Origin of the sequence: Natronobacterium gregoryi SP2 (assembly GCF_000230715.2) — an archaeon.
In the GTDB taxonomy this organism is placed as follows: Archaea; Halobacteriota; Halobacteria; order Halobacteriales; family Natrialbaceae; genus Natronobacterium; species Natronobacterium gregoryi.
In genome coordinates this window covers 3,414,676-3,430,844 of the sequence record NC_019792.1, presented here as the reverse complement: position 1 = coordinate 3,430,844, position 16,169 = coordinate 3,414,676, and the positions used below count along the sequence as shown (strand labels likewise).

Below are 16,169 nucleotides of genomic sequence, written 5' to 3'. Positions count from 1 at the left end.
TACAGCGACAGCTGAGCAGTATCAACAATCTCCTACAGAAGAACGAACGTACTATCTCAATATGGGATTCTTATAAGAACCGATTACCTTCGGTCGGGTCCTCACCGAATACTGTTCGGTTAAGTAATGTATTGGATGAGAGCTCATAAATGATAACCGACTCATCAGGTTCGAGCAAATCGTCGACTTCGTTCCGAAGTGTTTCGAGGTCTCCCTCTGAGATTTCACCTTCGAATACGGAGTTCTGTACGTGTGTCAGGTAGCGGCGACCGAGTTTGAGCGCCTTGTGCGTTCGATCGGCTTGCAGGTCGTAAACCATGATCACGTACATCTCACCACCACCGTTTGAACGAGTCGTAGGATTCGCCGGTCAACAGATGTTTTTTCAGTTTGTACGCCTCGAGACGCATCAAATACTGATAACTAACCTTTCGGTTCAACGATGGATGCTCGACAGTTCGCTCTAGCGTCTCTTCGAATGCCTTCGTGTACATCTGCCGGCCGGTCTCGTTTAACAGACATGAGCCGAGATCCGTTTCGAAATCATCTTTCGTAATCTGATTACGATTAACGAGCCGAAATAGAACGCGGTCAGCTAGTACGGGTTTGAACAGGTCGGCGAGATCGAGGGATAGCGAGTAGCGACGCTCCCCTGGTTCGTGTAAATAACTGATTGTTGGATCTAGGGCTGTCGCTCGGATTGCAGAGACACAATTCGCATAGACGAGCGAATTTCCGAATGAGATCAGGCTATTTACTTCGTTCGGAGGCGGATTGTACTCGCGTCGCGTCAGTTGAAATTCGGAGGGGAGAATTTTGTTGAACGCCTGGTAGTATTCTTTCCGTGCCGTCGCTTCGATACCGAGAAGTTCGTCGATTGGGACATCCTCAGCAACACGATCGGCGACCTGCTCAAGTTCAGAAATGTGCCTCTCGAGGTCGTACCCACGACCGTCGTAGTAGACGAGATTCGTCCGCATGTTATGAATGCCTCCTAAAACGATCGCTGCTGCCAACCGCCGTCTGTGGGCGGTGTCATCGTAGGCCCGGACCTGCGAGACGACCGTTCGGCCCGAGGTCTGCCCCCGCTCGGGCATGACCGATCCGGCGTAGTAGTCTTCCCATCCGAAGACATGCAACGCGACACCTTGGTCGTTCAGAAACGACATCAATCTGGTATTGAAATCAATCTGCCCGTGTAGAAAGAACGCGTTCGCGTTTTCGATAGGGACGTATTTCTTCTCGCCGTCGTCGGTGACGACTCTGACTGTGTCATCAGTGCGTTCGATGCGGCCGTCCGAAAACACGTGGTAGTTTTTGTCCATGGGTCAGCACCAGCAGAAGTCGTGGTAGGCACAGGACTCGCAGAAAGGCTTTTTTTCGGCAGGTGGTGGCGTCTCCCGACTGACGACGTCGGAGATACCTCGGATCGCGCCCTCGACCTTGTCGGTGCGTTCGTCCGTCAACTCGATCGGTTCACGGTTTCGCTCACGTGGATGAGCGAGGACGCCGTCCTTCTCGATTCCAGCGACGCGCTCGAGATACCACAGGTAGTACGACAGTTGCATCGTCGCGGGTTCGGTCAATGCTGAGGAGGGTTTGACTTCGACGACGCGTCCGTCCTCCAGCAGGTCGAGTGCGATCATACCGAGCGAAATGTTGCGCCGCTTCTTGCTGTAGGCGGTGTCATCGACGCGTGTTCCGCGGACGATCGTCGGGTTTTCCCGATCGATTTCGAGGTTTCGGGACTCGAACCAGAGTTCGCGCTTGCAGACGTGGTAGTACTGCATCATCACGCCGGTCACGCGGAACGGATCGTCGACCGGGTTGCCACGAGCGGTTTCGAGGAGGCGAGTGACCGGGTCGCGGTCGTGATCTGCATTAGTACCGGGGTTCGAGCCGGACTCAGAGCCAGAGTCGGTCATAGGAGGCGTCGCTCCGCCGTGTTGTCGGGGACGACGAACCCCGTCATTTCGTCGAAAAAGCCGTTGTAGTGTGGCTTTGTTGTGTCGACCCATCGGATGTCACTTTCGCCGTGAACGGTGTCGAGCTCAGCGAGCTTTTGTGCTTCCTTCGAATCGGAGCGATAGACCGGAACCGAGATTTGTTTCGGTCGAAGCTCCCGCATCAGCGAGTCGACGGCGTCGAAGTCGTACCGATTCAGTGCATCACGGATTTCGTTCACTTTCCGACGGTCCGCAGCAGTTCGACAGACGATCACGTCGATTGCCAGCCGTTTGTCGATGAGCGACAGCTCCGCGAGTTTGCGTCCGTTCGCCTCGTCGACGTAGGTTGGATACGCGTCCGCACCGACATCCTTCTCGTCGTGGAGCCGGTCGTAGTATCTGGTGACCGCGTTTCGAGCGACGGTCGTTTCGGAAATCGTAGCTCCGGAACGAACGGCATCCAGCGTTTTCGCGGTGGTCGGGAGCAGTTTCGTCCCCCGGTTGTACACCGCCTCCGCCGGGGTCTTCTCTTGCTCTGCCGGTGTCTCGAGCCACCAGACGACGACGCGGCCGCGATCGCGTTCGAACGAACGGTTGCACCGACCCGCTGCCTGCACGATGCTGTCGATCGGGGCGAGATCACGATAGACCCGATCGAAACTGATGTCGACGCCAGCCTCGACGAGCTGGGTCGAAATCGTTAGCAACTGCTGGTCTCGCTGGGTGAGCGCTTTCGCTGTCTCGATCAGTCGTAACCGGTCGCATGGACGGAGTCGGGTCGACAGGTGGAGTACTGACCGGCCACCAGCGTCTGCGACACGCTCGGCGACACACTTCGGATCGACGTCCTCGACATCGCCCGCGTGCTCGAGTTTCTCGGCATATACTTCAGCGACGTCCGTACTCTCTGGAAGGCGGTCAGTAACGCGCTCAGTGAGTGTGCGCGCGCTGTCGATCGTGTTACAGACTGCGAGCGCGGACTCGTCGTCGGCTGTTGACTCGAGCAGAGTCGCTGCCGCGTCGTCGTATCCTTTCGGCTCGGTCTGGTCGTCCAGATACCGTTCGGCCGACGGATCCAGTTCGTAGGTGACCCGTTCGGTCGCGTCGAAGTACGTCTCCGGGTCGTCGACCAGTTCGGTCGCGTCCTCGAACAGCTGTGGCTGCGTTGCAGTCATCGCGATCACCGTCGCGTCGTATTGCTCGGTCAGCAGCTCCACGAGACGCGGAACGAGCTTCCACCAGTCCAGCGGTAGGCTCTGGGGCTCGTCGAGGACGACGACGCTGTTTCGAAGCGCCGGGAGTTTCATCGATTGCTTGTTCGACGGGCCGGCGAGGCTCTCGAACAACTGGACGAACGTCGTCACCGTGAGCCCGGCGCGCCAGCTTTCGCCGAGCATACCGGCGACGTCGTCGTTTCGATCCGCATCGTCGGCTTGGGCGTCGTCGTTATCTTCGGCGTCCTCGTCTCGTATCGTCGTCTCCGATAAATGGTGATGTGCCGTAAGCAGTCGCCCTGTGGTGTCGACCTCGTAGATGTCCTCGAGTTCGTCGACCACCTGGTCAATGATGCTCGTAAAGGGCAGTGCGTAGACGACCCGGTCGCCGTCACGTCGGTCGCGGATCTCCATCGCCGCCGAGAGCCCAGAGAGGGTCTTTCCCATCCCTGTGGGCAGGGTCAGGGTCGCGACGCCACCGCCGTCGTCGGCGAACGAGGCAGCGCTCTCGAGGACATCGGTTCGCGCTTCGGAGCGGTAGTGGTTCAACCGCTCGGCGCGCGTCCCGTCCGGATCGGCGCTGGCCTGTTCTTCGAGCGACCGGACGTGGTCGTCCAGACTGTCGGCGGTTGGCCGAACCGCCTCGTAGGTTGCCGCCGACGGTTCGGTGTCGGTAGCTGCTGCGGCCGCGCTGGTCTTGTCCGCGAAGACGAGCGAGCCCCAGCACTCGAGAACGAGCGCGTAACACGAATTGGACAGGGACTCACGATCGATTCCCTCGCTGTAACCCTCCGTCGCAACGGTGGCCTTGATGTCCTCGAGTAGGTTGCCGGCGAATCGGTGACAGAATTCTTCCCACGAGCCGTCCCCATCAGTCGCAGCGTCGAAGACGTTCCCCGCGAACTCGAGCACGTGGTCGTTGATGTCGCTGATTTGCTTCGCGACCGCGGTTTGCTGTTTTTCCGCGTCCTGTTCCGTTGCGATCTTCTCGCGACGGTGGGTTCGCTCGTACACGTACTCCGCGATGTCCGGAAGTCGGCCGTGGTGTTTTGCGACGGCGACGAATCCCGCAAGACACGTTTCGTCGTCGTATCCCTTCGCCTCGAGCGCGTAGTACGCGGCGAACGAACCGATCGGAGCGTGGTATCGGCAGTAGCTATCGTCGGGGTCGACCCCTTTGAGAAGGTACTCTTGGAAGTATGTCGTTGCCTTCCCGAAGTCGTGGACGTACGCGAGCGTCTCGACTATGTCTCGGAGCGGGTCGTCGTTGGGCGTCCGGGCATCGTCAGGAACGACGTATCCGACGCGCTGCGCTACGTCCTCGAGGTGATCACGAAGCAACACGCCATCGTGTCCTCCCTCTGGTGGGTGTGAGTAGCGGGTAGGCATCTACACGAAGACGACAGTCCTCCCGTCGACCGTCGCGGCGTCAACGTCTCGAATACGAAGCGGCTCGGCGTCCGGGTTGTACGTGTACGCGGTAAATTCGGTCGTGGTCCGCCCGCCTGGATCGGTCGTCATGAACGCAGGCGACTCCTCGACCTGACAGCGGGTTCCCGCCTCGAAGACGACATTCTCGACGGCATCGGGAACAGCGGAATCGACGGCGACCGGTTGGTCGTCTGCCGTAGCTTTCGGACCGGGCCCGATGTCGAACTCGCCGTGATACTCGAGCTCCGCGAGGTGTTCCGAAAGACCGAGACTCGGGACGTAGTGGGAGCGGCCGTCCTCGAGCATCGAGCGGAGTTCGCGGTAGCGCTCCTCGTCTGCAAGCGCCACGTCGATCCGGTAGGCCGGCTCGACGAGCACCTCGTAGTTGTGCTGCTGTCGGAGCGTCGTTGGGTCCGGGAGCTTGACGCTGAGTTTTCCGCGACCGTTCAATGATTGGAGGTCGCCGTCGGCTGTCGAGAGCGTGTTCATCGGCATGTTTATCGTCCGGATCTCGCGTACCGGTTCGATCGCGATCGCCGAGCGGTTGGGTCCGAACAGCTCGTAGTAGCCGTCGCGCTCAATGCCAAGCACCGCGGCGAACAGCCCTGCGACCGTCGTTCGAGGAATGATTCGGTAGGTCTGCTTGACGACGTTGCCCTCGATTCGCCGGAAGTGGCCCCACGGGCCGCGAACGGTAACCGAGAGACACCGCTCCGGGAACGCAGAGTCACCCTCGTCGTGCTCCCATGCGTCGAGTGATTGCTGCCCCATCGTCTCAGGTCTCGTCCGGCATCGTCGCGGCGTGTTCCTCGTAGACGTCGACGATCTCAAGTGCGTCCGCTCCGACCGCGTCCTCGAGTGCCTCATAGAGCACGTCGGGGCCGCCGACTTCGCCGTCGTGCGAGCATTCTAAGACATCACTCGCGACGACGCGGACGCGTTCGATCCGATCGCTCGCGTTCTCGAGTCGCTGGACGAAGGTATCGACGTCAACGGTGAGGTCTCGGACGTTTCGGAGTTCTTCGTCGGCCGCCGATCGCTCCTCGTCGAGCGTGAGGTCCTTATCGAGCCCGCCGAGGTGGAAGCTCTCGTCGGCGTACTCGACGCGACAGTAGAGTCGCGGCTCCTGGCCAACTTTGCTCCGGCTGATCGTCTGGTTTTTCAGCGCTCGCCAGCAGAGGGTATCAAGCCGTTCGACGTCCTCGGCCGTGAGGTTTGTGTCGGCCGCCCCGTGTTCGTCGACGAGTCCGTGGAAGCGGATCAGGCCGTACTGGATGCGGTGGTCGTCAAGGTCGAAGCCGCCCTGTTCTTTCCCTTCCTGCGTCGCGATGACGCTCGTCAGGCTGTCGTACTCCTCGTTCTCGTTGACTGCGTGCATCGTCTTTCCGGGCGAGAACTGGACGGGGCCAGTGAAGTGGTCCGGCAGGTGGGCTGCGTATTCGTCGTCAGTATCGACGGACATCGTCGCTCCGAAGTATCGAACGTCCACACTTTCCGCGAGGAACTCGCCGAAGATGTCTTCGCGGAGCTGTTCCGCCTCGTCCTCATCGTCGAGATCATAGTCATCGATATCGACCGCCTTGAGCCGATCCTCGAGCAGTTCGCCGCGGGTATACTGGTTGCCTTCTTCCTGGACGTTTCGGATGTAGACTCCGTGGCCGTCGTCCTCGAGTTGGTCGCGGAGGTACCGCTTCAGGCGAACGTCGGTGACGATCGCCTGCTGGGTCTGTGGGTCGATTCGGGGCCGGTTTGCGCCGCTGAGTGGGTTCCCGTTGGGGTTCGCGTCGACGGCGTCGTACAGGAAGACGATTTCCGAGCGGTTCTGGACAGTGTCGTCATCGGTCGTAGCTGACATCTTAGTGTTCCTCCTCGAGGTCGGACTGGTCGTCGGTCTGTGCGTTGCCGTTGTTCCATGGGTGGTCGTTCATGCCGTAGGTCACGCCGAGTGCGTAGTAGAAGCGCAGATCGTCGGTGTCGATCTCCCACTCGTCGGGATCGGGATCGACGATCGTCTCGCGGAGTCGGTCGACGATGTGGTCGGCTTTCGTCCCCGGATAGTCGCCTTGCTTTTTCTTCTCCTGACGCGTGTACGTCAGCGTCTTCGCGATCGTCTCCTGGGCGACCTTCTTGATCCGGGACTGGGTGATCGATTTGACGGGATACTGGTCGACCAGCGTCGTCGATCGATCCTCGCTGTACTCCTGGTAACTACCGATATCGCCGACGAGTGCACCAAGCAGGAAGGCCCCGCGTCGCTCGTTCGCGACGGAATCCTCGTCGTCGGGATCGGGCGTCAGTGCGGGCGTATTTTCGATGAACGATTCGAGTTTCGCGTCGCCGGGGTGGCCCCCGTCCGGGACTATGTCTATCTCTTCCATCGTTTGGCTCGTGTGTTTCTCGTAGGTCGGTGCTTGCGTGATCGGGTCTTTCGCCGGATCGGTCGTCGTCAGTAATTGGGTTTTCTCGTCAGCCAGTGCACAAAGCTGTGCGAACTGGCTGGCGACGAGCAGGGATGGGAATCCCTCGTGCTCGCTGTCGTCGGTTTGCTCGTCGATGATCCGCTGGACGTACTCCTCGAGGAGCATCTCGACGGCGATCGGCTCGCCGCTGAGGACGTTGACCAGCGCTTCGATCCGGGGGTCGTCGGCGTCCGCATCGGCGTCGTCCCGCTCGGCGAAGGTCTGGTAGAAGTACCAGCCCGTCGAGACGGAGTTGAGCCGCGTGGTACTGTCCGTGAGCAGATCCCACGACTCGGTCGTCGGCAGCGGCGGCGTCCAGTCGGCGTCGCTGTTGAACGCGCTGGCCTGGCCGACCACCTCGTTGTGCGCGAACGCGAGTTCCGTCGGGTAGTGGAGCTGGCCGTTCAGCGTCTCCCCAAAGACGTCGTATCGGGACATCTGGTGGGGCATCACCGCCGAGACGTAGAACCGAAGGTCGTTCTCCCCGAGGTCCTTGCCGCGCCGAGTCGCGTAGGCGTCCTCGATCGGCGTTTCCATGCCCCCGTCCGTCGCGGCCTGATAGAGCAGTCCGTACAGCTCGTAGGCCCTTTCCGCCGTCGGTCGGCCGAAGAAGTACGGGAGGTAGTACACCTTTGTTCCGAACGTCCGGTATGTGCAGGCCTCGACGAACGTCTCCGCGTTCATCACCGTGACTGCGGCATCCTCGGAAATTGGATGGGCACGCCAGGCCTCCTCGATGTCCAACCCGGGGAACGTCTCCCGTTGCTTGCCCAGGAAGTAGTTCTGTGGGTCCTCGGACGTACCGACTGTCCGCGCCGGCTGTCCCGTCACGATATCCGTCGCGTCGCCCGACGAGTCGTCGGCCTTGTTCTTGGTGACGAGCTTCGAGAGCTTGCGCTGGCGCATCGCCTCGAGAAAGACGTCGATATCACCAGGCCAACGATAGTCGCCACCGCCATCGGTTTTGACCTGGACGGTGAGCAAGGCGGTCGCGGAATCGCCGCCCAGTTCTTGGACGACGGCGTCTTCGATCGTCTCGAGTGCGTCCTCATCTTCGGCGAGTACGGCTAGTTGATCGACGATCCAGCCGTCGGGATGGGTGTCTGCGGCGTCCGTAACGATGTCGTCGGTCGCCCATTTGGTCAGTCGCTTTTTGGCGTATCGGGCGAGTTTCTCGGCGTCGCTGTTGCGGCCGGCTTGGTGGGTAACGCTGTGGTCGATCCCGCGGGCGGCCGAGTACTTACAGTGGCTGACTTTCTGGACTAGGTTCTCCGTGTAGCGGGTCACTCGGACGGGTTCGTCCGCCAGTTTCGGCTCGCCGCCGGAGACGTCGACTCGAACGACGATCAGACTGGATTCGGTGTCGACGAGGTCGCCGGCAGCGTCCGGCGTGAGGTAGGGCGCGTACTCTCCGCCACCCGTGGTCGCGAGCGTGTAGAGTTTGCCATAGAGATACTGCAGGTCCCGCAGCGATCCGATTGGTGAATCGGGAAGTTCGTCGGCTAACTCCTCGGCGGGATACGCGGTTTCGAACGCGTCAGGCGAGAGCATCTCTTCCCTCCAGCTCGCTCTCACTCGGCCGGGTCCGATCGGTTACGTTTAGGAACCCGAGCCCGAGTGAGTTGCGCTCACCGAGCCCGCAATCGAGTGCGAGATTCAGATGCCGGCGGTGGTGATCGTCTCGAACGGTGTAGTCGAACTTCCACTTGCTCAGGACGTAGGTCATCTCCTGACCTTCGGTCACCGTCACCGGCACCGCAAACGTCTTGAGCAATTCGAACCCGTCAAAGAGGTCCCCCTCCACATCGCTCGGACCCGGCAAATGGTCGTGCGCAAACAGGTCGTGTTTCTGATCGAGGTTCGACTCGAGTTGCTCGACAAGTGGCTCGGTCGTATGTTCGGGTTGCCAAAAGACGGCGGTGTCACCACCCGGATGATCGATATCATACTCTTCGCACCGCCACGGTGGAATCCGAACCAGGAGGCCGGTCCCCGTCTCGATCGTTCCTCGGGACCCGGGTTCTCCTACGTCGGGCGCAAGTGAAGTAACGTCCTCGACGTGAAACGGCATCTCACCGATGTTTAGTTCCGGGTCCTCGAGCAGATCTGCTGCGACGTTCGCGAGTAGTTCTTCGTCCGGTGACGCCACGAGCAGTTTCCGCTCGTCACCTTCGTCCATATCACGCGGAGGGAAGGGGTTCGACATGACGAAGCCCGGCGGCTCCCCGGAATCATGCCGGTCGTCGTACGCAGTCCCCTCGAGTGCCCGCCACATGCGCCCACGAAGTTTGTCGTGGTACGCGTTGTCGTAAGCTGTGTCCGCTCGAGCGGATAGATGGGCCATGATACGCACTACTTCTCCTCACCTCTGCTGACAATCACCATCAATAAAATAACAAATGGACTGATTGTACAAAGGATTGGCGGCAACACAGATATGTCGATCGAACACTATATTGGATGGGGAACTGTTCGCCGTATTCGGTATACACGTGATTGCAGTTCCTCCAATGAACACTCACATGTGGTTACTTCCTGTAAGATATACCCCCAAGGGTTCGTCTGAAACATCTCCGCATCCGGCATCTGTCTCCCGCTCGATGTCGCTTCAACCCCACGAGGGTTCGTCTGAAACGTGCTTCAGCGTCAAACTCGCCGTCCTCATCTTCGCTTCAACCCCACGAGGGTTCGTCTGAAACGACCATCACGTCCTCTACGACCAGCACTCCGAACCCGCTTCAACCCCACGAGGGTTCGTCTGAAACAGGCCGAGCCGAAGTCGGCCGGCCAGAAATGGTCGCTTCAACCCCACGAGGGTTCGTCTGAAACGAGTGAAACGAGCGAAACGAAGACCGATATTCGGGAGGCTTCAACCCCACGAGGGTTCGTCTGAAACACAGCAAATTACCGAGGTCGACGAGGACGAGGTCACGCTTCAACCCCACGAGGGTTCGTCTGAAACGTGCTGCTACTGGCTTAGTCTATTCCAGTTTCAGTAGCTTCAACCCCACGAGGGTTCGTCTGAAACCGGCGTCGTCGGACCGCTCGCGGAAGTCGAGTTCGCTTCAACCCCACGAGGGTTCGTCTGAAACAAGTCGACGAACAGGAGCGAAAAGAGGTCTATAAAGTGCTTCAACCCCACGAGGGTTCGTCTGAAACCACGATCACTCACCCCCGAACCGGCCGACGATGAGGCTTCAACCCCACGAGGGTTCGTCTGAAACGCGGACCGAAGGTGGCCGTGTCGTTTGCGAAACACAGGCTTCAACCCCACGAGGGTTCGTCTGAAACATGCCGGCGTTCTTTGCCATTTCGAGTTTATCTTGCATGCTTCAACCCCACGAGGGTTCGTCTGAAACGGTCGGCGGCTCGACTTCCATCGGCGAGAGCGAGCTTCAACCCCACGAGGGTTCGTCTGAAACCCGTACCTGCCGTTAACCGACCTGCAGGTAACGAACGCTTCAACCCCACGAGGGTTCGTCTGAAACAGCCGCCGGACGCTCGCCTTGTCCGAGCCGACGAGGCTTCAACCCCACGAGGGTTCGTCTGAAACTCAATCGACCTGCGCACCGAAGCCGGCGGCCTCGAGGCTTCAACCCCACGAGGGTTCGTCTGAAACTCGGTTCAATTCCGAGGCGTCCCATCCCTTTCCTTAGCTTCAACCCCACGAGGGTTCGTCTGAAACCGCCGCCGCCGTAGTCGTCGCTGTGAGCGACGAGGCTTCAACCCCACGAGGGTTCGTCTGAAACGAGGACGCCGTCGAACGTATCCAGGGCGAGATTGAAGCTTCAACCCCACGAGGGTTCGTCTGAAACTTCGACCTGCGAATCCGACACTCGGACCCTCGCCAGGCTTCAACCCCACGAGGGTTCGTCTGAAACCGGCCGCCGTGCAATCCCCGGCCACGTCAACCTCGCTTCAACCCCACGAGGGTTCGTCTGAAACCGGCGCGTCGCCACTGCCGTCGAAGGTATACGGGCTTCAACCCCACGAGGGTTCGTCTGAAACCGCGGCTACGTCCAGCAGCGACTCGCCCGGCTCGAGGCTTCAACCCCACGAGGGTTCGTCTGAAACCGTAGACCGTCAGCAAGAGCACCGCCAGCAGGACGAGCTTCAACCCCACGAGGGTTCGTCTGAAACCCGGGTCGACCGTCCAGACGCGGACGTCGTCGGTCAGGCTTCAACCCCACGAGGGTTCGTCTGAAACTCGTAGAGGCCCGAATGGATGTTCGACGAGACGCTTCAACCCCACGAGGGTTCGTCTGAAACCGGATCGGGACCTACGGCGAGTGTACCGACTGCGGGGCTTCAACCCCACGAGGGTTCGTCTGAAACCTCGGCTCGTCGATCTGGACGCGCGACCTCACCGAGCTTCAACCCCACGAGGGTTCGTCTGAAACCCGACGTCCTCGATCCCGAGCAGGTGCGCGACAAGATGCTTCAACCCCACGAGGGTTCGTCTGAAACCCCGGTCCTGGACGTCATCTCGACCCAGACCCAGCTTCAACCCCACGAGGGTTCGTCTGAAACTCGTCGACGAACACCGCACTCGAGTCCCCGATCGCGCTTCAACCCCACGAGGGTTCGTCTGAAACACTTATCCGACCCCGAAGACGCCATGGTCACCGCTGGCTTCAACCCCACGAGGGTTCGTCTGAAACAGCTGACGCAGTACCACCTCCGGAAACCTGTCCGGGCTTCAACCCCACGAGGGTTCGTCTGAAACGGGTCGACCGTCCAGACGCGGACGTCGTCGGTCAGGCTTCAACCCCACGAGGGTTCGTCTGAAACCGGGGCAGTCCAGCGCTACTGTGGCGGCTGCGAAGACGCTTCAACCCCACGAGGGTTCGTCTGAAACCCGAAGAGTGTTGGTCTGAGATAACGGACAACATCGCTTCAACCCCACGAGGGTTCGTCTGAAACCGGAGATGCGCACGTCCAGCGACTCGGCACCGCACGCTTCAACCCCACGAGGGTTCGTCTGAAACTCTTGACCGGCCGTGGGAGTACGCCACGAGTCCGGTTGCTTCAACCCCACGAGGGTTCGTCTGAAACTCTCGACGACGTCGCGCTGGTTGGTCCCGACTGTTCGCTTCAACCCCACGAGGGTTCGTCTGAAACTCGTCCTCGGGGTGGATGAAGTCGTAGTACCGCATGCTTCAACCCCACGAGGGTTCGTCTGAAACACTACAGTGTTACTCGACAGACCGAAGACGTAGTTGCTTCAACCCCACGAGGGTTCGTCTGAAACGTGGTGGGTTCGACCGTAACACGGTCTATCTCAGCCAGCTTCAACCCCACGAGGGTTCGTCTGAAACTCGCGATAGCGGAGTTTGACTTTCGTCCACAACGCGAGCTTCAACCCCACGAGGGTTCGTCTGAAACGAGCGGGATGTCTGTTTGGCTTCGATGCGTTCGGAGCTTCAACCCCACGAGGGTTCGTCTGAAACCCGGTTATGTCGCTTGACGATGAGACGGTGAGTCGGATGCTTCAACCCCACGAGGGTTCGTCTGAAACCGCCGTTATCTATAAGGCGGCGCGACACAAACGTGGTGCTTCAACCCCACGAGGGTTCGTCTGAAACTTGATCGACCGCCTGGGTGATCCCCCTTAACTGTTGGCTTCAACCCCACGAGGGTTCGTCTGAAACTCGAAGTCGTTCCTTCTTTTCGCCGTATCGTATCGAGCTTCAACCCCACGAGGGTTCGTCTGAAACATCCGAGGACCCCACGGCAACCCGCACACTCCGAGAGGCTTCAACCCCACGAGGGTTCGTCTGAAACGGGCGTACTACGGTGTCGAAATTCGGGGCGTATCTCGGCTTCAACCCCACGAGGGTTCGTCTGAAACGCGAGCAGGTTGCGTTGTATCTCGTCGAACAGACGGGAGCTTCAACCCCACGAGGGTTCGTCTGAAACTAGTTTTGGCTGGCCGTTGGGCTACACTACTCGAGCTTCAACCCCACGAGGGTTCGTCTGAAACGCCTGTACTTCCACTTCTGCTTTTCGTGCGCGAAGCTTCAACCCCACGAGGGTTCGTCTGAAACACGACGATCAGACGACGGTCGAGAACTCGAATACCGCGCTTCAACCCCACGAGGGTTCGTCTGAAACCCGACGCCGACAACGGCGACGAAATATGGCAACACGCTTCAACCCCACGAGGGTTCGTCTGAAACGACCCGTAGCCGGGGACGCCGTTGACCGTCACCTCGGCTTCAACCCCACGAGGGTTCGTCTGAAACGTTCTCGCTGTGGATGAACGTCTCGATCAGGTTGAGGCTTCAACCCCACGAGGGTTCGTCTGAAACAAGGGTGACGTTCTCGAGATCGTTCGCGACCGCGTCGAGCTTCAACCCCACGAGGGTTCGTCTGAAACCAGACCCGACCGATTACCGACTAACACACATCCTCGAGGCTTCAACCCCACGAGGGTTCGTCTGAAACACCATCCGGACAGACTATAATTAGCGTATATCGCACGCTTCAACCCCACGAGGGTTCGTCTGAAACTGCTCGTCCTCGAGGTCGCCCTGCGGGTGGTAGGCGCTTCAACCCCACGAGGGTTCGTCTGAAACAATCCCACAGGCCGGCATTGGCTACGTCAATGCGCTTCAACCCCACGAGGGTTCGTCTGAAACCGGTGTAAGGAGGTTTTCGTCGACGCCATGAGTCAACGCTTCAACCCCACGAGGGTTCGTCTGAAACAGTCCGGGGTGCTTTCGGGGGTGCTCGGGGTGCTGCTTCAACCCCACGAGGGTTCGTCTGAAACGACGCACCTCGAAACCGATGATACGGCCGTGACGGACGCTTCAACCCCACGAGGGTTCGTCTGAAACGATGCTTTTCAAACCACTTCTCGGCCTGTTCTTGGCTTCAACCCCACGAGGGTTCGTCTGAAACTGCCACCAATCAGTAGCAAATGCAGATGACGACGAAAGCTTCAACCCCACGAGGGTTCGTCTGAAACGGCGTCGGTGCGAGCGGCCGCGAAAGGACCGGAGGGCTTCAACCCCACGAGGGTTCGTCTGAAACGAGGCTCATCAGTCCCAGATCACCCCCATGACGTAGCTTCAACCCCACGAGGGTTCGTCTGAAACGTCCTAACGGCCACTCTCGATGAGGTGAGCGACCGATGCTTCAACCCCACGAGGGTTCGTCTGAAACGGTCGTTCACGCCCAGAAAGACGTGACGGTCCCGACGGCTTCAACCCCACGAGGGTTCGTCTGAAACGGGTATGGGTCGTTCTCGTGGTCTCACGACGGCGGGCTTCAACCCCACGAGGGTTCGTCTGAAACGTGACGAAGCGGCCCCGCTGTTGCCCGACGACGGGGAGCTTCAACCCCACGAGGGTTCGTCTGAAACATTCCGAGGTGGGTCTGTATGAGTGACGTGTGGTTGGGCTTCAACCCCACGAGGGTTCGTCTGAAACGTGTTCGTCGGCTTCTGCGTAGTCTGGGTGATCGGTGCTTCAACCCCACGAGGGTTCGTCTGAAACGGTCCAGCGGCCGCTGGCGTACGCGACGGGGTGGGGCTTCAACCCCACGAGGGTTCGTCTGAAACGGTTTATCAAAAGTCCAGAGACCCAGTAACCATGCTTCAACCCCACGAGGGTTCGTCTGAAACGTCGTGGTCGCGGCGCATCAACTGTCGGACAGTGATGCTTCAACCCCACGAGGGTTCGTCTGAAACTCGACCCGGAGACGTACCGGAGAGCGCTTCGCAACAAGGCTTCAACCCCACGAGGGTTCGTCTGAAACGCGTTCCTCACGAACAAGGAGATCAACAGCCAGGGCTTCAACCCCACGAGGGTTCGTCTGAAACAATCCCACAATTCGAGATATGCGTTGCCGGTAGAGAGCTTCAACCCCACGAGGGTTCGTCTGAAACTCGACGCCATCGTCGTGGGCGATCCAGTGGCCTTGTTTGCTTCAACCCCACGAGGGTTCGTCTGAAACACGGGCACACGCACGCGAAAGGCGAACAAGTGGTGGGCTTCAACCCCACGAGGGTTCGTCTGAAACACCCACAAGGTTCGACAGTGCCGACGTGATAACAGCCGGCTTCAACCCCACGAGGGTTCGTCTGAAACGTCTGGGGTGAGGACGATGAGTAACGACCCGGGGAAGCTTCAACCCCACGAGGGTTCGTCTGAAACGAGGAAGGTATCGGTCGCTTCGTCGAGGAGCTGCTTCAACCCCACGAGGGTTCGTCTGAAACCTGGCGAAGTCAGTTTCTCACAACGCGTGCAGTAGAAGCTTCAACCCCACGAGGGTTCGTCTGAAACGGCTCTCGGCTGATCCGGTTTGGTCCAACACCAGGGGCTTCAACCCCACGAGGGTTCGTCTGAAACGCACTTCGAGCCAGTCTTCTTTGACTCGCTTCTGTCGGCTTCAACCCCACGAGGGTTCGTCTGAAACGAGCACGTCTCTGTTGTCAACAGGGTCTGCAGTGCTTCAACCCCACGAGGGTTCGTCTGAAACTCGAGCACGTCTCTGTTGTCAACAGGGTCTGCAGTGCTTCAACCCCACGAGGGTTCGTCTGAAACCCACTCACGGTGGCGTATGACCGACAAACAGTCCGCTTCAACCCCACGAGGGTTCGTCTGAAACGGTACAGATGCAGCTCGTGCGCGACGTTCTGGAAGCTTCAACCCCACGAGGGTTCGTCTGAAACCGTACGGGCCACACGGTCGGCGTGATCGACCGGCGCTTCAACCCCACGAGGGTTCGTCTGAAACCCCGTCGTAGTACTCCGCTGTTGCACGACGGTCGCTTCAACCCCACGAGGGTTCGTCTGAAACCGGATACGGAATCAGACAGTCGGAGTATCGGAGATTGCTTCAACCCCACGAGGGTTCGTCTGAAACTTCGGCTCAAAGGCGTCGGTGGTCAGGTTGAGTTCGCTTCAACCCCACGAGGGTTCGTCTGAAACCCAGCTGGACACGCTCGACGAGGACGACCTTCGCGAGCTTCAACCCCACGAGGGTTCGTCTGAAACTTGCTCGTGCACGCTCTTGACGACGTCGCCACCGGGGCTTCAACCCCACGAGGGTTCGTCTGAAACAGAGCGCCCTCGTCCCACGTCCGCGACTCTTCGTCGCTTCAACCCCACGAGG

At 59.6% G+C, this 16,169-nt stretch carries 8 protein-coding genes and 1 CRISPR repeat array (1 of these 9 running past the window's edge); all 8 genes read right to left on the bottom strand.

Going from position 1 to position 16,169, the window contains the following annotated elements; translation table 11 throughout:
* Positions 1-70: 70 nt before the first annotated feature.
* Genes cas2 through cas6 form a run of 8 tightly spaced genes read right to left on the bottom strand, consistent with a single transcriptional unit; the run spans position 71 to position 9,394 of the window.
* Positions 71-331 carry a CRISPR-associated endonuclease Cas2 gene (cas2, locus tag NATGR_RS16820; protein ID WP_005576663.1) on the bottom strand — a complete coding sequence of 87 codons (261 nt, stop codon included), beginning with the start codon at positions 329-331 and terminating at the stop codon, positions 71-73.
* A 1-nt stretch (position 332) separates the two neighbouring features.
* Positions 333-1,325 (bottom strand): type I-B CRISPR-associated endonuclease Cas1b, encoded by a 993-nt coding sequence (cas1b, locus tag NATGR_RS16815; protein ID WP_005576666.1) that lies wholly within the window; start codon positions 1,323-1,325, stop codon positions 333-335.
* Between the two features lie 3 nt (positions 1,326-1,328).
* Complete coding sequence (gene cas4 / locus NATGR_RS16810) at positions 1,329-1,925, bottom strand: CRISPR-associated protein Cas4 (protein ID WP_005576669.1); 597 nt, start codon at positions 1,923-1,925, stop codon at positions 1,329-1,331.
* Positions 1,922-4,549 (bottom strand): CRISPR-associated endonuclease Cas3'', encoded by a 2,628-nt coding sequence (locus NATGR_RS16805; RefSeq protein WP_015233838.1) that lies wholly within the window; start codon positions 4,547-4,549, stop codon positions 1,922-1,924. Before NATGR_RS16805 ends, cas4 begins: the two co-directional genes overlap by 4 nt.
* A complete protein-coding gene (gene cas5b, locus NATGR_RS16800; RefSeq protein WP_005576674.1) occupies positions 4,550-5,362 on the bottom strand; it encodes a type I-B CRISPR-associated protein Cas5b in 813 nt (270 codons plus the stop codon).
* 4 nt (positions 5,363-5,366) lie between these two features.
* Positions 5,367-6,446, bottom strand: coding sequence for a type I-B CRISPR-associated protein Cas7/Csh2 (gene cas7b / locus NATGR_RS16795; protein WP_005576675.1), 1,080 nt, complete (start codon positions 6,444-6,446; stop codon positions 5,367-5,369).
* A 1-nt stretch (position 6,447) separates the two neighbouring features.
* The gene (gene cas8b / locus NATGR_RS16790) at positions 6,448-8,601 is read right to left on the bottom strand and encodes a type I-B CRISPR-associated protein Cas8b/Csh1 (protein WP_005576677.1); all 2,154 of its coding nucleotides are present in this window, start codon (positions 8,599-8,601) and stop codon (positions 6,448-6,450) included.
* Positions 8,588-9,394, bottom strand: coding sequence for a CRISPR-associated endoribonuclease Cas6 (cas6, locus tag NATGR_RS16785; RefSeq protein WP_015233837.1), 807 nt, complete (start codon positions 9,392-9,394; stop codon positions 8,588-8,590). The genes cas8b and cas6 overlap by 14 nt, the downstream gene beginning before the upstream one ends.
* A gap of 261 nt (positions 9,395-9,655) precedes the next feature.
* A CRISPR array of direct repeats spans positions 9,656-16,169; the repeat unit is 30 nt; unit sequence GCTTCAACCCCACGAGGGTTCGTCTGAAAC; it runs 1,515 nt beyond the window's last position.